Annotated in this window: 20 protein-coding genes and 1 tRNA gene; 7 read left to right on the top strand and 14 right to left on the bottom strand. The window is 58.5% G+C overall.

From position 1 onward, the window contains the following. Positions 1–64 precede the first annotated feature (64 nt). Both JJ869_RS02015 and JJ869_RS02010 read right to left on the bottom strand, forming a co-directional pair. Complete coding sequence (locus tag JJ869_RS02015; protein ID WP_292264301.1) at positions 65–1057, bottom strand: aldo/keto reductase; 993 nt, start codon at positions 1055–1057, stop codon at positions 65–67. A gap of 90 nt (positions 1058–1147) precedes the next feature. Then, positions 1148–2041, bottom strand: coding sequence for a UTP--glucose-1-phosphate uridylyltransferase (locus JJ869_RS02010; protein ID WP_292264300.1), 894 nt, complete (start codon positions 2039–2041; stop codon positions 1148–1150). Between the two features lie 152 nt (positions 2042–2193). Here JJ869_RS02010 and JJ869_RS02005 point away from each other — a divergent pair, with 152 nt between their 5' ends. The 3 genes from JJ869_RS02005 to ggpS are packed head-to-tail and all read left to right on the top strand — an operon-like array spanning position 2194 to position 5605. Continuing rightward, the gene (locus tag JJ869_RS02005; RefSeq protein WP_292264299.1) at positions 2194–3336 is read left to right on the top strand and encodes an NAD(P)H-dependent glycerol-3-phosphate dehydrogenase; all 1143 of its coding nucleotides are present in this window, start codon (positions 2194–2196) and stop codon (positions 3334–3336) included. After that, positions 3333–4115, top strand: a complete 783-nt coding sequence (locus tag JJ869_RS02000; protein ID WP_292264298.1) for an HAD family hydrolase — start codon at positions 3333–3335, stop codon at positions 4113–4115. Before JJ869_RS02005 ends, JJ869_RS02000 begins: the two co-directional genes overlap by 4 nt. After that, positions 4115–5605, top strand: a complete 1491-nt coding sequence (gene ggpS, locus JJ869_RS01995) for a glucosylglycerol-phosphate synthase (RefSeq protein ID WP_292264297.1) — start codon at positions 4115–4117, stop codon at positions 5603–5605. The genes JJ869_RS02000 and ggpS overlap by 1 nt, the downstream gene beginning before the upstream one ends. 31 nt (positions 5606–5636) lie before the next feature. Here the strand turns inward: ggpS and JJ869_RS01990 are convergent, their stop codons facing one another. From JJ869_RS01990 to JJ869_RS01960, 7 genes are all read right to left on the bottom strand, one after another. Beyond that, the gene (locus tag JJ869_RS01990) at positions 5637–6599 is read right to left on the bottom strand and encodes an oligopeptide/dipeptide ABC transporter ATP-binding protein (protein WP_292264296.1); all 963 of its coding nucleotides are present in this window, start codon (positions 6597–6599) and stop codon (positions 5637–5639) included. Next, positions 6599–7573 carry an ABC transporter ATP-binding protein gene (locus JJ869_RS01985; RefSeq protein WP_292264295.1) on the bottom strand — a complete coding sequence of 325 codons (975 nt, stop codon included), beginning with the start codon at positions 7571–7573 and terminating at the stop codon, positions 6599–6601. Before JJ869_RS01985 ends, JJ869_RS01990 begins: the two co-directional genes overlap by 1 nt. Beyond that, positions 7573–8517 (bottom strand): ABC transporter permease, encoded by a 945-nt coding sequence (locus JJ869_RS01980; protein ID WP_292264294.1) that lies wholly within the window; start codon positions 8515–8517, stop codon positions 7573–7575. Before JJ869_RS01980 ends, JJ869_RS01985 begins: the two co-directional genes overlap by 1 nt. Continuing rightward, positions 8517–9497 (bottom strand): ABC transporter permease, encoded by a 981-nt coding sequence (locus JJ869_RS01975; protein ID WP_292264293.1) that lies wholly within the window; start codon positions 9495–9497, stop codon positions 8517–8519. The genes JJ869_RS01980 and JJ869_RS01975 overlap by 1 nt, the downstream gene beginning before the upstream one ends. A 50-nt stretch (positions 9498–9547) precedes the next feature. Continuing rightward, entirely contained in the window at positions 9548–11113 is a 1566-nt protein-coding gene (locus JJ869_RS01970; protein ID WP_292264292.1) for an ABC transporter substrate-binding protein, read from the bottom strand. Positions 11114–11231: 118 nt separating this feature from the next. Beyond that, positions 11232–12812 (bottom strand): ABC transporter substrate-binding protein, encoded by a 1581-nt coding sequence (locus tag JJ869_RS01965; RefSeq protein ID WP_292264291.1) that lies wholly within the window; start codon positions 12810–12812, stop codon positions 11232–11234. A gap of 203 nt (positions 12813–13015) precedes the next feature. Further along, positions 13016–13101, bottom strand: a tRNA-Leu gene (locus JJ869_RS01960). Positions 13102–13252: 151 nt separating this feature from the next. Between JJ869_RS01960 and JJ869_RS01955 the strand changes: the two genes are divergently transcribed. Beyond that, positions 13253–14233, top strand: a complete 981-nt coding sequence (locus JJ869_RS01955) for a complex I NDUFA9 subunit family protein (RefSeq protein ID WP_292264290.1) — start codon at positions 13253–13255, stop codon at positions 14231–14233. Between the two features lie 32 nt (positions 14234–14265). On the opposite strand, the gene JJ869_RS01950 is transcribed toward JJ869_RS01955, so the two are convergent. The 4 genes from JJ869_RS01950 to JJ869_RS01935 all read right to left on the bottom strand — a co-directional run bounded on the left by JJ869_RS01950 (position 14266) and on the right by JJ869_RS01935 (position 15874). Further along, the gene (locus tag JJ869_RS01950; RefSeq protein ID WP_292264289.1) at positions 14266–14532 is read right to left on the bottom strand and encodes a DUF6455 family protein; all 267 of its coding nucleotides are present in this window, start codon (positions 14530–14532) and stop codon (positions 14266–14268) included. A gap of 5 nt (positions 14533–14537) precedes the next feature. Then, positions 14538–14825: a DUF6455 family protein gene (locus tag JJ869_RS01945; RefSeq protein WP_292264288.1), complete on the bottom strand. Its 288-nt coding sequence runs from the start codon at positions 14823–14825 to the stop codon at positions 14538–14540. Then, entirely contained in the window at positions 14822–15076 is a 255-nt protein-coding gene (locus JJ869_RS01940) for a DUF6455 family protein (RefSeq protein WP_292264287.1), read from the bottom strand. The genes JJ869_RS01945 and JJ869_RS01940 overlap by 4 nt, the downstream gene beginning before the upstream one ends. 78 nt (positions 15077–15154) lie before the next feature. Next, the gene (locus JJ869_RS01935) at positions 15155–15874 is read right to left on the bottom strand and encodes a M48 family metallopeptidase (protein WP_292264286.1); all 720 of its coding nucleotides are present in this window, start codon (positions 15872–15874) and stop codon (positions 15155–15157) included. A 131-nt stretch (positions 15875–16005) separates the two neighbouring features. Between JJ869_RS01935 and JJ869_RS01930 the strand changes: the two genes are divergently transcribed. After that, complete coding sequence (locus JJ869_RS01930) at positions 16006–16245, top strand: hypothetical protein (RefSeq protein ID WP_292264285.1); 240 nt, start codon at positions 16006–16008, stop codon at positions 16243–16245. Here the strand turns inward: JJ869_RS01930 and JJ869_RS01925 are convergent. After that, the gene (locus JJ869_RS01925) at positions 16242–16496 is read right to left on the bottom strand and encodes a DUF167 domain-containing protein (RefSeq protein WP_292264284.1); all 255 of its coding nucleotides are present in this window, start codon (positions 16494–16496) and stop codon (positions 16242–16244) included. The genes JJ869_RS01930 and JJ869_RS01925 overlap by 4 nt on opposite strands. An 80-nt stretch (positions 16497–16576) precedes the next feature. On the opposite strand from JJ869_RS01925, the gene JJ869_RS01920 reads away from it, so the two are divergent. Together JJ869_RS01920 and JJ869_RS01915 are read left to right on the top strand one after the other, a co-directional pair. Continuing rightward, a complete protein-coding gene (locus tag JJ869_RS01920; RefSeq protein WP_292264283.1) occupies positions 16577–17155 on the top strand; it encodes a nitroreductase in 579 nt (192 codons plus the stop codon). Further along, positions 17152–17877: an EI24 domain-containing protein gene (locus tag JJ869_RS01915; protein WP_292264327.1), complete on the top strand. Its 726-nt coding sequence runs from the start codon at positions 17152–17154 to the stop codon at positions 17875–17877. Before JJ869_RS01920 ends, JJ869_RS01915 begins: the two co-directional genes overlap by 4 nt. Positions 17878–17982 lie beyond the last annotated feature (105 nt).

The following is a 17982-nucleotide window of genomic DNA, read 5'->3' as shown; positions in this document are numbered from 1 at the left end:
CATCGCTTATCAACAAAAAAGGCCGGGCATGCGCCCGGCCTTTTGTCTTTGATCCGAAAACGGATCAGCAATAGCCTTCAGGACCGTTCCACTGCGCCTGCGAATACCGGTCGCCATGCGCCCAACCAACGGGAAGGATGTGCTCGATTTCGGCCATCATGTCGGGTGTGACGGTTAATGCAGACGCGGCCGCACATTCAGCCAGATGATCTGGCGTGCGTGTGCCCGGGATCGGGATGATGTTTTCCCCGCGGGCAAGGCACCACGCCAACGCAAGCGCTGTCGCCGTTGTTCCGTGATCTTGTGCATAAGCCTGAAACGCCTTGGCGTATGGGAGGTTGAAGCTGAAATTCGGTTCGAGGAAACGGGGATTGTTCTTGCGAAAATCCTTTTCGAGGAATGTGGCCGGGTTTGGTGTTACGCTGGACACCATCCCGCGCGCCAAAGGGGAATAGGCCACCAGCGCAACTCCAAGGTCGCGACAGGTCTGCAGCATGCCAAGATCAGGCTGACGTGACCACAGAGAGTACTCGCTTTGGACGACATCAACGGGGCCAACCGCAGAGGCCCGGCGCAGCGACGCGGGTGAGATTTCGGAGAACCCGATACCGCCGATCTTTCCCTCGGCCTTCAGCGCCAAGAGAGTTTCCATGACATTTTCGATCTGCAGTTCGCGGTCACGCCGGTGCACGTAGAACAGATCGACGTGATCAATACCCATCCGCCTGAGAGACCCTTCAAGCTCGGACCGCAAGTAATCCGGCTTGTTGTTGAAGCCGCGATTGCCGTGTTCTTTGTCGCGCCAGATGCCGGCCTTGGTCGCGATGGTGAACTTCGACGTGTCGCCCTTGAGGAACGTCCCGATCACCGTTTCCGAGATGCCAAGCCCGTAGACATTCGCGGTGTCCAGAAGGTCAATTCCAAGGTCAAGCGCGGCGGCCAGCGTCGCGTGCGACTCGGTTTCGTCGGTGGCACCGTAAAAACCACCAAAGCTCATGCAACCGAGCCCGATTTCGGAAACCATCTTGCCGGACTGAAGCAAACGTCTTTTCTTCAAGGTTCTCTCTCCACCGTGATGCCCGCCGCAGTGCGAATTGCGCGGATAACATCACGGCTGTGCAGAAAGGGGAACCCCCGGTGGCGTGGTTCAGGCTGCGACGGGGCGTGTTTGTAGAAGGCCACGCGCCCTGAGCACTTCCAGACATTCCGGATCCTGTGCCGCCAGTTCCAAGGTCGCCTCGAGCATACCGGCCTTGGAGCCGCAATCAAACCGTGTCCCCGAGAACTGGAAGCCACCCAGCCCCAAATCCGCTGCGCCGCACGCAATCGCGTCGGTCAATTGTATTTCGCCACCGGCACCGGGTTTCTGCGTTTCCAGCGCGTCAAAAATGGACGCATCGAGGATGTAGCGCCCGACCACGGCTTGCCGGGACGGCGCGTTTTGTGCTTTGGGCTTCTCGACCATTCCATCAGCCTTGATGATCGCTCCGTTCTTACCTGTCACCGAGAGAACGCCGTATTTGTGAACGCGATCTTCCGGCACTTCCATGGTCGCAACCAAGTGGCCAATTTCACCCGAAGCATAGGCCGCCGCCATTTCGCTGAGGCATCCGACCTGCCCAAGGATCAGATCGTCCGGCAGGATCACCGCAACCGGGCCATCAAGGACATGATCCCTGGCGCAAAGCACTGCGTGCCCAAGACCTTTGGGTTCGGGCTGCATGACAAATCGCGCATCATCCTCCACCGGACAAAGCGCGGCATCCGAAAGCGCTTCTGCAATGTCCGCTTTCCCGCGTGCTTTAAGTTCTCGGGTGAGACGGGCGTCTTCCATCACGTGACGCTCGATGGCTTTTTTCGACGGATGGCTGACGAAGATCATGCGTTCGATCCCCGCTTCGCGCGCTTCATCGACTGCGTATTGAATCAGCGGCGTATCCAGCACCGGCAGCAGTTCTTTTGGGGTCGCTTTTGTCGCGGGCAGGAAGCGTGTTCCAAGACCTGCAACGGGAAAGATCGCAGTACGCACATGACGGGTCATTGGCAGACTCCTTGAATGGTTGCAATATTCAGGTGAACGCGCTGCGGCCGAAATCGTTTCGCAGATGCAGCATTTTTCTGCGTTTGCAAGGAACCCATCGGCGTTTGTTGGTGTTGTCCTTGTATGAAATCCTGTTTGAACGGTGCATTCGAATGAAAATTGACCGGTTGTCGGGCGACCCCCTCCTGCGGTCGGCCTATCCCTATCGTCGCCTCGCCGTCATGGGAGCAGGCGCGTACGGCACCGCGCTTGCGCATGTGGCTGCGCAGGACAGCACGCAGGTTTCGCTGTGGAGCCGCCGGGCGGAAATTGCCGAGACCATCAACCGGACTGCGCAGAATCCCGGCTATCTCGGAGAGATTGATATCGCTCCGTCGATAACCGCGTCGGACGATCTGATGACCGTTCTGCGCGATGCGGACGCGGTATTGCTGGTCGTCCCTTCCCACGCGATCAGGTCCACGGCACGTGCGATGCGGCCCGTCACCCCGGCAGGAATTCCGATTGTGGTCTGTGCCAAGGGGATCGAGGCAGAGACCGGGCTTCTGATGTCCCAGATCGTGGAGGATGAACTGCCCGGCCACAGTGTTGGAGCATTATCAGGTCCTACCTTTGCCACCGAGTTGGCCGCCGGGCATCCCTCTGCCGCGACATTGGCGTTTTCATTCGATCAGGCGGATCGGCTCGACCCTGAAAACAGCGCGGCGGCCCGGATGGCTGTTACGCTGGCGACACCGGCGTTTCGCACGTACCTATCCGACGATCTGGTGGGGGTGGAAATCGGTGGCGCGGTCAAGAATGTGATCGCCATCGCTTGCGGGATGATGCGGGGTGCCGGGTTTGCGGAAAACACCCGTGCGGCCCTGATCACCCGCGGTCTGGACGAGATGAAGGCGCTAGCCGAGGCTTTGGGCGGACGCCGCGAAACCGTCACGGACTTGTCCGGTATCGGTGATCTGACCCTGACCTGTTCCAGCACAACATCGCGGAACATGTCGCTTGGCGTTCAATTGGGACAAGGCTTGGACCGCGCAGCGTGTTTCGACGGCAAACCGATCATCGTCGAAGGCGAGGCCAACGCGACATCCGTCACCGACCTCGCGCGTAAATTGTCCGTCCCTATGCCGATTTGCGAAACGGTTCGCAGCATCCTGAAAGACGGTCAGCCGATCGCGGAAACCTTTGCGCGGTTCTGGTCTGAACCCATCGAATCCGAACCACGTGCGATGTCGCTTACCTTTGCGCATCCGACCTCGCTGTCCACCGCCCCTGCATTTGACAAGAGGCCTCTATGACCGTTCATTCCGCGATTCACAAAGCCATTTCTGACAAAGACTTCGTTCTTGCGACCGATCTTGACGGGACATTCCTTGGAGGATCGGCAGAGGCACGCGAGGCGCTTTACAATTTCATCGAAGAGAACCGTGACACAATCGGTCTGATCTTCGTCACAGGCCGACATCCCGAATTCATTCAAGATCATACCGACACCTACGGCATCCCCTTGCCGGATTACGTGATCGCGGATGTGGGCACGACCATCGCGCAGGTTTTGTCGCCCGGCATCGTGCTGCCTGTGCCCGCGCTAGAAGCGCCGATAGCCCACGCCTGGGCTGGCAAGGCGGATCAGGTCCAAGCGCTGATGTCAAACGTGGACGGTCTGACGCTGCAGGATACGCCGTTCCGGCATCGTCTGAGCTATGACATCTCGCCAAACGGGTTTGATGCGACAGACCTTGCGCCGGTTCGCGAGCTGGATGTCGATGTTCTTATCTCGGACAACCGGTTTGTCGACGTTCTTCCCAAAGGCGTGTCAAAGGGCCCGACCCTTCGTCGATTGATCAATGTTCTCGGCATCTCAGCAGAACGCGTACTTACGGCGGGCGACACGCTCAACGATATTTCGATGCTGACGGCTGATCTGCATGCGGTCGCGGTCGGGGGCTCTGAACAGGCACTTTACGACCAACTTCCGACCTCTCCAAAAATCCACCGCGCGCGCGGCGAAGGCGCTGCGGGCATTCTTGAGGCCATTGCGGCCTTTGATCTTCATCCAACTTCAGGGAGCTTTTGATGTCCTCCGATCTTGTGATCGTCTACCACCGCCAACCCTACGAAGAAGTCGAAGAGAACGGCAAAACCGTTCTGCGTGAAAACAAGAGCCCGAACGGGATCGTTCCAACGCTGAAAAGCTTTTTCGGCAAGGTCGATCACGGGGCTTGGGTCGCTTGGAAACTCGCCGAGGACGCCAATGATCCCGGCTGGGACAGGCAGATCGAGGTTGAAGACAGCTTTGGTAGCTACTCGGTCTCACGTCTTCCGCTAACGCAGAAACAGGTGCACGAGTTTTACCACGTCACCTCAAAAGAGGCGTTCTGGCCGATCCTGCACAGCTTCAAGGATCGCTACAATTACGACCCGGTTGATTGGCCCAATTTCCGCGAAGTGAATTGGCGGTTTGCCGAAGCGGCAGCGGCGGAAGCCGCGCAAGGCGCTTTGGTATGGGTGCATGACTACAATCTGTGGCTTGTGCCGGGGTATCTGCGCCAGATGCGGCCAGACGTCAAAATCGCCTTCTTCCACCACACTCCGTTCCCAGCACCGGATATGTTCAATGTCTTGCCTTGGCGCAAAGAGATCGTGGAAAGCCTGATGCAATGCGACAGTGTCGGGTTCCACATCCCACGCTATGCCACCAACTTCGCCGCCGTAGTCCAAAGCCTGATGGATGTCGAAATCACCGAGCGCAAAAAAGTGTCTGACGACCTGATTGCCGAAGGCACGGCACTGACAGAGCGTCATGTGCCGACTGTCCTGCGCGGACCCGACCGGGATGTGCATCTGAATGTCGCGGCGGTCGGCGTAGATGTGGACTACATACAAAGCAGAGCAAACGAACGAGCAACGCAAACACGCGCTAAAGACCTGCTGGAGGACCTTGGGGATCGCAAGTTGATCCTGTCGGTCGGTCGCACTGACTACACCAAGGGCGGGATCGAACAGCTTCAGTCCTTCGAACGCATTCTGGACGAACGCCCCGAATTGCGAGGGACGGTGCAGCTGATGCATGTGTCCGTCAGCGCGAACCGCGGGATGGCTGCGTACGGCGAGATTCAATCCGCCATCGAAGAAGCCGCAGGTCGAATCAATGGACGGTTCGGGTCGCTCGACTGGCAACCCATCACTCTGGTATCGCGCGCGATACCCTTCAATGATCTTGTGGCGTACTATCGGGCTGCATCGGTTGCATGGATCACGCCTCTGGCGGACGGCATGAACCTTGTCGCAAAAGAATTCATCGCCTCGCGCGTTGACGGCGATGGTGCTCTGGTGTTGTCCGAATTTGCGGGGGCGGCTGTTGAGCTAGGTGCTGCGGTTGCGACCAACCCGTTTTCCAATCGGTCGATGGATGTGGCGATCATGCAGGCACTCGACATGTCAGAGCCCGAACGCCGTGACCGCATGGCCTCGATGCAAGAGGCCATACGCCGATACGATTTGGCCAGTTGGGGGCGAACCTCTATCGAAGACCTGTTGCCAGCGCGACAAAAGTCGGCAGCGTGATATCAAAAACGGGGCCTTTGGGCCCCGTTCGTCATTCAGTCATATGACAGGCCACACGTATCCCCTTCAGGTTTCGCATTTCGGGGCGCTTTTGCTTGCAGATATCCTGCGCGATGGGACAGCGCGGGTGAAACGCACAGCCGGACGGCGGATTGATCGGATCGGGGATTTCCCCCTCGGGCGGTTGCACTTCGCGGCCGAAGCCATCCATCTGCGGTGCAGCTGCCAGTAACATTTGGGTATAGGGATGTTTTGGTGTCTCAAACAGGTCGTCTGGCGTCGCCTCTTCCACCAAACGCCCAAGGTAGAGAACCCCAATCCGATCCGCCATATGCCGTACAACCGTCAGGTCATGACTGATCAGCACGTAGGTCAGACCGAAATCGTCCTTCAGATCGCTCATCAGGTTCAGAACTTGTGCCTGCACCGACACATCCAGTGCCGAAGTCGGTTCATCGCAGACAATCAAGTTCGGCTCTGACGCCAATGCACGGGCGATGCAGATCCGCTGTCGCTGACCTCCGGAGAACTCATGCGGGAATTTGCCTGCATCCTGCACCGCAAGACCCACCTGTTCGAGCAGCTTTTCCGCTAGACCTTCGGTGTTCCCTCCACGCGAGGCAACAGGCTCCGCGATAATATCCTTCACCCGCCAGCGCGGATTGAGTGAGGCGTAAGGATCCTGAAAGATCATCTGGATGTCTGACCGGATCGCGTCGATTTTGGCCGCATCAGTTTCGCTGGCCAGATCGACGCCTTGGATTTCCACAACGCCAGAGGTTGCTTTCAACAGACCAACCAGCATCTTGCCGATGGTGGATTTTCCAGACCCGCTTTCCCCCACAAGCGCATAGGTGCTGCGCGGCTCCACATCGAAATCCACCTCGGACACCGCGGTCAGGAACGCTTTGGAACGACGTTCGATCATCCGGTTCAGCCAGGGCTTCGACACGTCAAACACGCGACTGAGGTTTTTGACCCGTACAAGCGCCATCAGATGACCTTTTCCTCGACCAGGGGGTACCAGCAGGCCGCTTGACCGTTACTCACACGGGGCACGGGCGCCTGCCGGCATTTGTCTGTTGCATGGGGACAGCGGGGGTTGAAAGCACAGCCATCCGGCACTGCATCCAGACGCGGCATCGCGCCGGGGATCTGGTGCAAACGGCTTTTGCCCTGCGAAGCAAGGGGGGTCGAGGCCATCAGCCCATGCGTGTAGGGATGCTGTGGATGGGTCAGCACGTCGCGGACCGGACCCAGTTCGGCCAAACGCCCGGCATACATCACCGCGACACGGTCGGTGGCTTCGGCAATCACCCCCATGTCGTGTGTGATCAGCATCACCGCCGTTCCGCGATCCCGGCACAGGCGACGCAACAGCGCGATGATCTGGGCCTGGACCGAGACGTCGAGCGCGGTGGTCGGCTCATCCGCGATGATCAGAGAGGGCTCGGCACAGAGCGCCAAGGCGATGACCACGCGTTGCCGCATCCCACCGCTGAATTCGTGCGGATAACTGTTCACGCGCTCTGCCGCGCCGGGGATGCCGACTTCTTCCAAAGCAGCAACTGCACGTTTCTCGGCCTCGGAACGGCTGATCGGCAGGTGGGTCAGCATGGTTTCGGTGAGCTGATCCCCGATCCGCAAAAGCGGATTGAGCGAGGTCAGCGGATCCTGAAAGACCATGCCGATTTCCTTGCCTCGCAGCCGTCGCATCGCGTCGCCTGTCAGGTGGTCGATGCGTTTTCCATTCAGCCAAATCTCCCCCTTGGAGATATGCGCTGGGGGATTGAGAAGGCCGATCACAGCATTGCCCGCCATCGACTTGCCCGCGCCACTTTCGCCGACGACGCCAAGGATTTCTCCGGCTGCGATGTCGTAGCTGACGCCATCCACCGGGCGCACGATGCCGTGCCGCGTGGGAATTTCGACCGACAGGTCGCGGATCGACAGAACTGGATCAGCCATCAGCGTAGCCTCGGGTTCAGGGCGTCGCGCAGCCAGTCACCCAGCAGGTTGACCGACAGGGCCAGCGCAAGAAGTGTGACCGCCGGGAACAGCAGAATCCACCATTCGCCCGAGAAAAGGAACCCCTGCCCGATGCGGATCAGGGTTCCGAGGGATGGTTGAGTGGGTGGTGCGCCGACACCAAGGAAGCTGAGCGTCGCTTCGGCGATGATGGCCAAGGCAAGCGAGATCGTCGCGATCACAAGAACCGGTGACAGCACGTTGGGCAGGATGTGCCGCAGCATGATTGCGCCCGGTGTCCGACCGATCAGCCGGGCCGCCTGTACGTATTCCTTGTTCTTTTCCACCAGCGTCGCACCACGGACCACACGCGCGAACTGCACCCAATCTGACAGGCCAATGGCAAGGATCAGAACCCAGATCGCCATCTGGTCGCGATATTCGACCGGTGTCACACCCTTGGCGATCCCGAAGATCAGCATGGCAACAAGGATCGACGGGAAGGTCAACTGCACATCCGCGGTCCGCATGATGATGGTTCCGGTCCAGCCGCCGACATACCCCGAGATCAGACCAAGTGTGATGCCCAGAACCATCGCGAAGAATACGGCTGCCACGCCGACGAACAGCGAAATCCGCATGCCGTAAAGGATGGTCGAAAACACATCGCGCCCCTGGTCATCCGTCCCCAAGAGGAACGTTTCCCCAGTGAATGCATTGGGCGTCATTGGCGCGGTAAACCCGTTCATCAGGTTGAGCGAGGCAGGGTTAAACGGATTGGTCGGTGCGATGAGCGGGGCAAAGACAGCCGACAGCACAAGCAGCAGAACAACCGCCGCAGAGACCATCGCAACGGGCGACCGGCGGAATGTGTAATATAGGTCGCTGTCGAGCGCGATCCGCAGGCGCGACTTCGGCTTCACCGGAATTGGGACATCCGACATCAGTGGCCTCCTGACCGGTCTGCCCGCAAGCGCGGGTCAATGAAGAAGTAGAGGATGTCGACGAGAAGATTGATCCCGACGAACATCACGGAGATCAGCATCAGATACGCGGCCATCACGGGAATATCGACGAACTGAATCGCGTTGATGAACAGCAGGCCAACCCCCGGCCATTGGAACACGGTTTCGGTGATGATCGCGAAGGCGATGATCGCGCCAAGCTGAAGTCCAATCACCGTGATGACAGGCACCATCGTGTTCTTGAGAGCATGACGGAAATTCACCGCCCGATCACGCAGACCGCGCGCGCGCGCAAAGCGGATGTAATCCTGCCTCAGCACCTCGAGCATCTCGGAGCGGACAAGCCGCATGATCAGGGTCATCTGATAGAGCCCCAGCGTGATCGACGGCAGGATGAGTGCTTTGAGCCCGCTTTCCGTCAGGAACCCCGTCGACCACCCTCCAAGGTCCACGGTCTCGCCTCGTCCGAAACTAGGGAGCCAGCCCAATTCCACCGAGAACAGATAAATCAGAAGAATGCCGATCAGGAATGTGGGCAACGACACCCCAATCAACGACCCCGACATGATCACATTCGCCAGCAGTCCGTCCCGTCGAATAGCCGTGAACACACCCAAAGCGATACCGAACAGGATCGCCAGAACACCAGACACCATGGCAAGTTCCAGCGTGGCTGGTGCGCGTTCCAACAGGATCTCTGCAACCGGTCGTCCCTGCCTATAGCTCACGCCGAAATTGCCCTGCACAGCGCCTTCGAGGAACTTGTAGTACTGCACGACAAAGGGCTGATCGAGACCAAGCTGCGCACGCAAGCGGTCGATATCTTCGGCCGTGCGTTCCTGACCCAGCATGTTGTCGATAGGATCTCCGACAAAGCGGAACATCGAAAAGGCGACTAGCCCGACGATCAGCAGCACAAGCGCCGATTGCCCAACACGCTGAATGATATATGCGAGCATGTCGCCCCCGGTGGTTGGTATCAGGGGCGCCGGCGCGCCCCTGTAACGCTTTAGTTTACTGTCACCCAGCGTAGGATGAAGAAGTCATCGGGACGCTGTGTCACTTCAATGTTGCTGCGGATGCCCCACACCAAAGGCTGCACATACATCGGCAGATAAGCCATCTCGTCCTGCAGGATCTTGGTGGTTTCGTCGATCATGGCCTGACGTGCAACCGGATCGATCTCGGACTGGATCATCGGCAAAAGTTCATCCACGCGCGCATTGGAATAGCCTCCGAAATTCCAGCTTCCAACGCGCTTTTCCTCGTTCGGGGTTGCGGCCAGAAAGCGGATCGGGTGTTCCGCATCAAACGTTCCCGGAGACCAGCCCAGGAGGAACATGTCGTAGTTGTCAGCGCGGAGTTCCGGCCAGTAATTCTGGACAGGCATCGCATCCAGAGTTGCCTTCAAACCAACCTGCGCCATCATCCCGGTGATCGCCTGACAGACCGACTCGTCGTTCAGATAGCGGTCATTCGTGCATTTGAAACCAAACGAGAATCCGTCCGGATATCCGGCTTCGGCCAGCAAGGCGCGGGCGCGATCTGGGTCATAAGCGGGGCGTTCGGCAAGTTCCGGGACATATCCCTGCATCGCTTCGCTGACCAATTGACTGACCTCTTCGGCATTGCCGCGCATGATGGTTTGCAGGATCGCAGGTACATTGATCGCATGGGCGACCGCCTGACGGACACGCACATCGGCGAACGGGTTGGCGTCGGTTGTTTCGGCCGAAAACTTGAGTGTTTCGGCCTCATGCGGGAAGCCGAGCATGATGACCCGGGCTTCGATGCCCTGAATGACATCGACATCGGGATTCTCTTTCAGCCGGGCCACATCCTGAATCGGTACCGGGTTGATGAAATCCACATCCCCCGACAGGAGGGCCGCCAGCGCAGTTGCGGGATTCTGGATCGGTGTCAGTTCCGCGCGCGTGATGTTATGCTCTGTCTCGCCCCACCAACCTTCGAAGGGTTCAAGAACCGTGCGCAAGCCGGGTTCGCGCGCCGTGACGCGGAATGCACCGGTGCCGTTGGTGTTCAGAGTGGCATAGTTGCCATTTTCCTTATCCGGCAGCGCGGCATTGTTCGCTTCGGCCCAACCACTGTCCATGATCATCCAGTTGGCGATGGATCCTGGGAAAATCGGGTTCGGCGCGGAGGTCATGAAATCGACCGTGTAGTCATCAACGACCACGACATCGGAAACGGGGGCGAACCAGCTGCGTGTATCGGACACTTCATTCGAAGCCCGTTGGTAGGAAAACAGCACGTCCTGTGCTGTAAACTCGGCACCATCATGAAAGGTCACACCTTGGCGCAGCGTAAAGCGCCAGCCTTCGCCGTTGCCTATGGGCTCCCACGCGGTGGCGAGCGCGGGTTCGACAGTCATGTCTTTTCCGCGACGAACCAAACCTTCGTATACGTTGTTCAGAAAACCGAGAACAGGTGCAGAGTTTACAGCATGAGGATCCATCGTCTGTGGATCGGTGTTCACCGCCCAAGTGAACTCTTCTGCCTGCACGGCAGGGGCAAATACGGCAAGAATGGCCGCCAGTCTTAGTGAACGTCGCATGGCATTTCCCTTTGGATGAAATCAGTGATGTCGCGGCCAAAGAACAAGGCCGCGACATTTTTGGCGTGACTCACATGACCATGATCGACAGGCCCGCCTCAAGGGCGCAGCCGCGCGATCAGTTCATTGTGAAGTACTTGATCTTCGGCTGATCCTCGGGATCGACCTCGATGCCAACCTTTTCGGACATACCCCAGTTCAGAACCTGGTGGTGGATCGGGATGTACAGCTGTTCATCCTGAATAACCCGCCAGATCGAGGCGATGTCTGCGTTCCGCGCGTCTAGATCGGTGTTCGAGGCAAGCGATTTGATCTTCGCATCCAGCTCGTCATTGTCATAGCCGGTGCCATTCCATGTGCCGATGTCGGATTCACGGCCGTGCACCAGGAAGTTGAAGATGTATTCGGAATCGTAGGTCGGAACACCCCAGCCCAGCATGTAGAAATCGGTGTTCCCGTCTGTGATCAGCGGGAAGTGCTGCGCCTTGGTTTTGGCGTCCAGGTTCACTGTGATTCCGATCTGACCCAGCATGCCCACGGCGGCCTGACAGATCGCTTCATCGTTGACGTACCGATCGTTCGGGCAATCCAGACGGATCGAAAAACCGTTGCCATAACCGGCTTCGGCCATAAGCGCTTTGGCGGCTTCGATATCAGTTGACGATTCGGCATCCATCTCAGCGGTCCAACCGTTGACGAAGGGCGGTGCGATCATGCCTGCTGGCTGGCTCTGGCCACGCATGACGACCTGTTGGATGGCATCGCGGTTGATCGCCATCGACATTGCCTTGCGCACACGCACATCGGCCAACGGGTTCTTGCCGTCGATGTTATCCGCTTCGATGTCATCGGCGCCCATGTTCATACCAAAGAAAATCACGCGGTTCTGCGGAGCCTGTTTCACGACAAGACCATCGGCATTGCTCACGCGTTCAAGATCCTGCACCGGCATATCCTGAAGGAAATCAACCTCGCCCGACAGGAGCGCCGCAACACGGGTCGCCGCGTTCTGGATCGGCGTGTAGACAATTTCCGTCACTTCCATCGGGAACTGGTCAATGCCCCAGTAATTGTCATTCTTGACCATGACGGTCTTCACGTCCGGTTCCCGGCTTTGCAGCACGTAAGGCCCGGTGCCGTTTGCATTGGTGGTGGCAAAGGTGATCTCGCCACCTTCAAAGTCCTGAACATTGACCGTGTTGTTCGCCTCGGTCCAGCCTTTGTCCATGATGAACAGGTTGGTGAGGTTCGACGGCAGAATCGGGTTCGGACCGTCGGTGACCATTTCGATGGTGTAATCGTCCACAGCACGAACTTCGGTGATCGACCCGATGAGTTCTTTCATATCCGAGTTGGGCTGCTTGGCTCGTTCAAAGCTGAAGACGACGTCCTCGGCGGTGAAATCCGACCCGTCATGGAATTTGACGCCCTGACGGAGGTTGAAAACCCACACATTGGGATCGTCGGCGCTGGGTGCCCAATCGGTTGCCAGAGCGGGCTCAAACGCGCCCGTCACGTCGCGGATGATGAGCGGTTCGTACATCTGGTGGCGGATGGTGTGGGTCGGACCTTCGTTCTGCGCATGCGGATCAAGCGTCAAAGCGTCGCCGGAACGAGCCCAGCGCAAGGTTTCCGCACTGACTGGGGCTGTCGTGGCCAAGAGTGCAGCAGCCATGGAAATAGCAAATGTCGTCTTCATGAGACTTCCCTGTTTTTTGTTATAGATGATGATTTGATGTGCCGACACTGTTCGCCAAGCGGGCCCAATTGGCAAGCCCCGAGGCAAAACACAGGCGCGACGTCAATTTCGCCTCGGACGAAGCACAGGTCAGGACGATGACATTCAACCGCGTTTCGCCAGAAACAAGCGATTGGTAAACTTCTTTATGTTTTCGGGAAGAGTGGTGCCCAGGAGAGGACTCGAACCTCCACGGCCTTGCGGCCACTGGCACCTGAAGCCAGCGCGTCTACCATTCCGCCACCTGGGCAGGTGTCGTGACGCTGGCGTTTAATCCGGTCCCGAAAGGGTGTCAACGGGCTTTTCGCGGCTTTTGTGCGTTGCTTTGCGGCAATCCTGCACCTTGCCCGCGAGAGGCGACAACGGTAGAGGTCAGTCAAGCTATGATTGGGAGCATTCACATGTCCAAACTCGTCACGATCTACGGCGGCTCGGGGTTTGTCGGGCGCTATATCGCGCGGCGGATGGCCAAGCAGGGATGGCGGGTGCGCGTTGCCGTGCGGCGTCCGAACGAAGCGATTTTCGTAAAGCCTTATGGCGTGGTCGGTCAGGTTGAACCGATCCTGTGCAACATCCGCGACGATGCCAGCGTGCGCGCCGCGATGCAGGGCGCGGATGCGGTTGTCAATTGCGTGGGTATCCTTGCGAAAAATGGCAAGAATACCTTTGACGCGGTTCAGGCCGAAGGCGCCGGGCGGGTTGCGCGGCTTGCGGCCGAGGCCGGCATCGAAACGATGGTGCATGTTTCGGCCATCGGTGCCGATGCCAATAGCGAAAGCGATTACCAACGCACCAAAGGTGAGGGCGAAGCAGCCGTTCTTGAACACATGCCCAATGCCGTGATCCTGCGCCCGTCGATCGTGTTTGGCCCAGAAGACGGGTTCTTCAATCGCTTTGCTGGTATGACCCGGCTTGGCCCGATTCTTCCGGTCGTCGGCGCAGATACCAAGTTCCAGCCGGTCTATGTCGATGACGTGGCCCAGGCAGCGTGCCTCGCTGTCACAGGTCATGCCGCGCCGGGCATTTACGAGCTGGGCGGGCCGGATGTGAACACATTCCGCGAGCTGATGCAGGAGATGCTCAAGGTCATCCGTCGACGTCGTCTGATCCTCAACATTCCGTTCTTCGCTGCGTCGATCATGGGCGGTTTGTTCGACTTTGCCAGCGCCATCAGCGGCGGTCTGATCCCGGCGATGGTGACGAGCGATCAGGTCAAGAACCTGAAGAACGACAACGTCGTATCCGACGGTGCAAAAACATTTGCGGATCTTGGTATCAAACCGACAGCCTTGGAAGCCGTTTTGCCCGACTATCTGTGGCGGTTCCGCCCGTCCGGGCAATACTCCGGGATCAAGGAAAGCGCTAAGAACCTTCGGGCCTGATCTTCCCATTCAGGATCACGGCGATCCGCCGATTAGTGACTGCGTGCCAAGCTCCCAAGGGCTTTGGCATTTGCACATCCCGGCGGTGGTGATTTGGCCCGGGATTTTTGCGATCCAAGCCAACTTTGACAGCTCTCGACAAGAGCACAGGCCCGGCACGCCGTCACCAGGGATGCATAGTCCTGCGCGCTTAATCGACCTTGCGCCATGGCTTCGGAAAAGCTGATGCCCATGACCTTGCCCACGCTGCGTGTCAGCCAGAAGTGCAATTCGGCGTCACCGACATGTTGGACGGTCATCCTGTCTACCTTTCTGCAAGTGCTCTCAGCCTTTCGGCGTTGATGCACGCGACAGGAGGGGTTGCATCACCCTCGCTGTCTTGTCGGTCAAGCCACCGCTGACACCCTTCGACCCAGTCGCAAGACCGGCATGTGCTCACCATGTCAGCCCAGCATTCGGCGCTTAGATCACCACGTGCCGCAGCAGCCGCTGGGTCAATGTCACAGGCTTTGGCCATGCGTTGAACCAGCCAGTAATGCTCGGTCGCGTCGCCAAGAGGCCGCCATGCCACCGATCCGGCGTCGCGGGTCATTTCGCCCCCAGTTGATCGAACAGATCACCGTTCCGGCAGTAATCCGGCAAGTTCAACTGTGGCCCGGCGCTGTCCAGAAGGCATTTGCATGCGTCCGGCTGGGTGCAGCCCAGACACCGGTCGACGGCCTGATCGAATTGGTCTTCCGAGAGTTCGGCGCGGAGAATCATCTCCTGCAGATCAAGGCCCTGTCGGTCGGCCATGCCGAGAACCAACTGCGTGTGCGCATCACGTTTTGAATCGTAGGACATCACAATGCTCCCCATTGTTCTGTCCCAAGGGTAAGCGAGGCGATCACCGCAAACCTTGATGCAGGTCAAGCCTCGTTGTCAGAGGCCCGCTGCCGTTCGACGCACAATCTCCATTCGCGCGGCATTGGGTGGATGGGTGCCAAGGAACCGATTTCCGGGGTCCGGAATCCGGTTGAAGAACTGGGCACCGCGTACGGGATCGTAGCCCGCGCGGGCTGTGATGACCGTACCCAATCGATCAGCTTCCAGTTCAAAATCCTTGGAATAGGTCCGTGCCCCGAGGGACGCACCAATCTGTTCCGCCGACTGGACAGTCGCTGCATCCGCACCACCGAGCGCGGCAAGACCAGAGAGGATAACTGCTCCAACCGCGGCGTTCTGCTGCGTGCGGCCAAGATGGCCCAGAACATGGTGTGCTGCCTCGTGTCCCATCACGAAGGCCAGTTCATCGGCATTACCGACGGATGCGATAAGGGCAAGGTTGAAAGCAAGGATTGGTCGTCCGTTGCGATCCACTGTTTGAAACGCGTTCGGAGGTTGGCCTGGACGATCATCGACGACGATCTGAAAATCGCAGTTCGCCCCCGGCGCAAGACGCCGGCATTCGCGCTCTGCGACTGGTTCGACCGATTCAACGACGGTCACGAATTGACGTGCAGCCACCCCTGCTCGGGTGCGGGCGTCCTGTTGCGAGACTTGCGTTGATCCACCCTGCGGGCGCGGCTGCACCTGCGACGTCGGTGCCGGAACATCGCACGCTGCAAGAGCGACAAAAGCAAAGAGAACGAGCCAGCGCATCAAGACACTCCCAGGATCTGAGACCTTCAAAATAGGGGCATCAGGGATGACCTGCCAGTCCCGAATTCCCCCGAGTGGTTTTTCGCAGATCGTCATTGGCATTTGCCCGGACGGCACGCTAGGGTTGACCCATGTTTAGCATCGAACACGGATTTGACTCGACAGTTGTGACCCTTGTTGATGAGGGCAAAGGGCCCTTGCAGGAGGATGTGATCGTCATCGGTTTCGAAGAATGCATCCCCGTGGAACAGTACGATCCGCGCACGGACCAAATGAACAAGATCACCTTTTCGATGTCCCAGATGCGCGACCTGGCAGCGTCCCTCTCGTTGCCGGAAGGCGTCTATTCCCGCGAGGAAAAAACGGGCTAGTCCAGCCGAAATATCTTGTGCCGCGATTTGTGCCCCTGCACCAATGTCAGCTTGGATTTCGGCACGCCGAGCGCCTTTGACAAAAGCACCGTAACCGCCGCATTGGCCTTGCCATCCTCTGGCGGTGCGGTCACCCCGATCTTGATCACGCCGTCGTCCATCACCACCTTGTTGGCACGCGCATTGGGCGTCACGCGAACAGTGATCGTCGTTCCGGGAATGGCAAGATCGGCAAGACTGTTCTTCGACACGCTTTCGTCCTATCACGCCAGAAGACACGCCTCCGGACCTGCAGTCTTGCATGGTCTCACTTGACGATGAAGGAAAGACGATGCCCGAAGCGAATACAGCCGTGATGGAATTTTTGCACACGCGCCGCTCTCGCCCGGCGAAACTGCTGCAGGACCCGGCGCCAGACCGGGATGCACTCATGCCGATCCTCACAGCAGCTGCGCGAACGCCGGATCATGGGAAACTGGAACCATGGCGCTTTATCGTCCTTGAGAAACCGGCTCTGAACCGTCTTGCCGATGCCGTTGAGCAATGTGGCGCAGAGACCGGGCGCACTGAGGAAGATATCGCCAAGGCCCGGCAGCAATTCTTGGACAGCCCTCTTTGCGTCGCCGTGATCGAAGTGCAGAAACCGTCCGAGAAAATCCCGGCGATCGAACAGACCTATTCGGCGGGTGCTGTGTGTCTTTCTTTGCTGAATGCGGCTCTTGCATCGGGATGGGGTGCGAATTGGCTGAGCGGTTGGCCATCCCATGACTGCGCGTTTTGTCAGAAAACACTGGGTTTGACAGACAATGAGCGGGTTGCTGGGTTCATTCATATCGGCACGGCTTCGGCAATTCCCCCGGAACGCCCACGCCCGGACCTCGACTCAATCACGACATGGCTCGACAGATGATCCTGCGCAGCTTTTTTCTCACGTTGGGGCAACTGGGCGATCCCCGGTTCCGCAAGGTTCTGTTTCTGGGCGTCGGCCTTGGATTTGCGCTGCTTGTCGCGTTTTTCGCGGCACTCATGTGGTTGCTCAATGCCTGGCTTGGCCCCGAGGCAACCTTGCCCTTCATCGGCGAAGTGACCTGGCTGGACGACCTGCTGAGCTGGACCGCCTTTATTTCGATGATCGTTTTGTCGGTCTTCCTGATGATCCCGGTCGCCTCGGCCATCACGTCGATGTTTCTCGACGATGTCGCGGATGCGGTCGAGGACCGGCATTATCCGCATCTGCCGAAAGCCGACCGGGTGCCCTTTGGGGACGCGCTGCGTGACACGGTGAATTTTCTCGGCGTTCTGATCGCGGCGAACGTGTTCGCGCTGATCCTTTACGTGATGTTCCCGCCCTTCGCTTTGTTCATTTTCTGGGGACTGAACGGCTTTCTGCTGGGGCGGGAATACTTCACTCTGGCCGCAATGCGCCGAGAGGGACGCGCAGGTGCGAAAGCGTTGCGCAAACGCCATGTGGGCAAGATTTGGATCGCAGGCACGCTGATGGCCATGCCGCTATCGCTACCGCTGGTGAACCTTGTGATCCCGATCCTCGGAGCGGCGACCTTTACCCACCTGTACCACCAAATTCAGGCGCAGGCCCCATCCGGCCAAAGAAGTCCAGATCGCGCACGGTGATCCATCCGGACAGGATGATTCCCGCGATCACGATCCAGAGGCCGATACTGACAAAGGTGGTGATCCACGCCTTTTTCTTGAGGTTGTGTACCTCGGGGGACCCGG

The organism is Marivita sp. (assembly GCF_017643905.1).
In the GTDB taxonomy this organism is placed as follows: domain Bacteria; phylum Pseudomonadota; class Alphaproteobacteria; order Rhodobacterales; family Rhodobacteraceae; genus Marivita.
This window is presented reverse-complemented; position numbering and strand designations above follow the sequence as displayed.

What these genes read in the sequence shown, in the direction of transcription:
- JJ869_RS01945 (WP_292264288.1), bottom strand. Translation starts at nt 14,825, where the DNA reads ATGACCCGCGACGCCGGATCGGTGGCATGGCGGCCTCTTGGCGACGCG.
- JJ869_RS02010 (WP_292264300.1), bottom strand. Translation starts at nt 2,041, where the DNA reads ATGACCCGTCATGTGCGTACTGCGATCTTTCCCGTTGCAGGTCTTGGA.
- JJ869_RS01970 (WP_292264292.1), bottom strand. Translation starts at nt 11,113, where the DNA reads ATGCGACGTTCACTAAGACTGGCGGCCATTCTTGCCGTATTTGCCCCT.
- JJ869_RS01940 (WP_292264287.1), bottom strand. Translation starts at nt 15,076, where the DNA reads ATGTCCTACGATTCAAAACGTGATGCGCACACGCAGTTGGTTCTCGGC.
- JJ869_RS01915 (WP_292264327.1), top strand. Translation starts at nt 17,152, where the DNA reads ATGATCCTGCGCAGCTTTTTTCTCACGTTGGGGCAACTGGGCGATCCC.
- JJ869_RS01920 (WP_292264283.1), top strand. Translation starts at nt 16,577, where the DNA reads ATGCCCGAAGCGAATACAGCCGTGATGGAATTTTTGCACACGCGCCGC.
- JJ869_RS01980 (WP_292264294.1), bottom strand. Translation starts at nt 8,517, where the DNA reads ATGTCGGATGTCCCAATTCCGGTGAAGCCGAAGTCGCGCCTGCGGATC.
- JJ869_RS02005 (WP_292264299.1), top strand. Translation starts at nt 2,194, where the DNA reads ATGAAAATTGACCGGTTGTCGGGCGACCCCCTCCTGCGGTCGGCCTAT.
- JJ869_RS02000 (WP_292264298.1), top strand. Translation starts at nt 3,333, where the DNA reads ATGACCGTTCATTCCGCGATTCACAAAGCCATTTCTGACAAAGACTTC.
- JJ869_RS01955 (WP_292264290.1), top strand. Translation starts at nt 13,253, where the DNA reads ATGTCCAAACTCGTCACGATCTACGGCGGCTCGGGGTTTGTCGGGCGC.
- ggpS (WP_292264297.1), top strand. Translation starts at nt 4,115, where the DNA reads ATGTCCTCCGATCTTGTGATCGTCTACCACCGCCAACCCTACGAAGAA.
- JJ869_RS01930 (WP_292264285.1), top strand. Translation starts at nt 16,006, where the DNA reads ATGTTTAGCATCGAACACGGATTTGACTCGACAGTTGTGACCCTTGTT.
- JJ869_RS01950 (WP_292264289.1), bottom strand. Translation starts at nt 14,532, where the DNA reads ATGACCGTCCAACATGTCGGTGACGCCGAATTGCACTTCTGGCTGACA.
- JJ869_RS01990 (WP_292264296.1), bottom strand. Translation starts at nt 6,599, where the DNA reads ATGGCGCTTGTACGGGTCAAAAACCTCAGTCGCGTGTTTGACGTGTCG.
- JJ869_RS01985 (WP_292264295.1), bottom strand. Translation starts at nt 7,573, where the DNA reads ATGGCTGATCCAGTTCTGTCGATCCGCGACCTGTCGGTCGAAATTCCC.
- JJ869_RS01975 (WP_292264293.1), bottom strand. Translation starts at nt 9,497, where the DNA reads ATGCTCGCATATATCATTCAGCGTGTTGGGCAATCGGCGCTTGTGCTG.
- JJ869_RS01935 (WP_292264286.1), bottom strand. Translation starts at nt 15,874, where the DNA reads ATGCGCTGGCTCGTTCTCTTTGCTTTTGTCGCTCTTGCAGCGTGCGAT.
- JJ869_RS01965 (WP_292264291.1), bottom strand. Translation starts at nt 12,812, where the DNA reads ATGAAGACGACATTTGCTATTTCCATGGCTGCTGCACTCTTGGCCACG.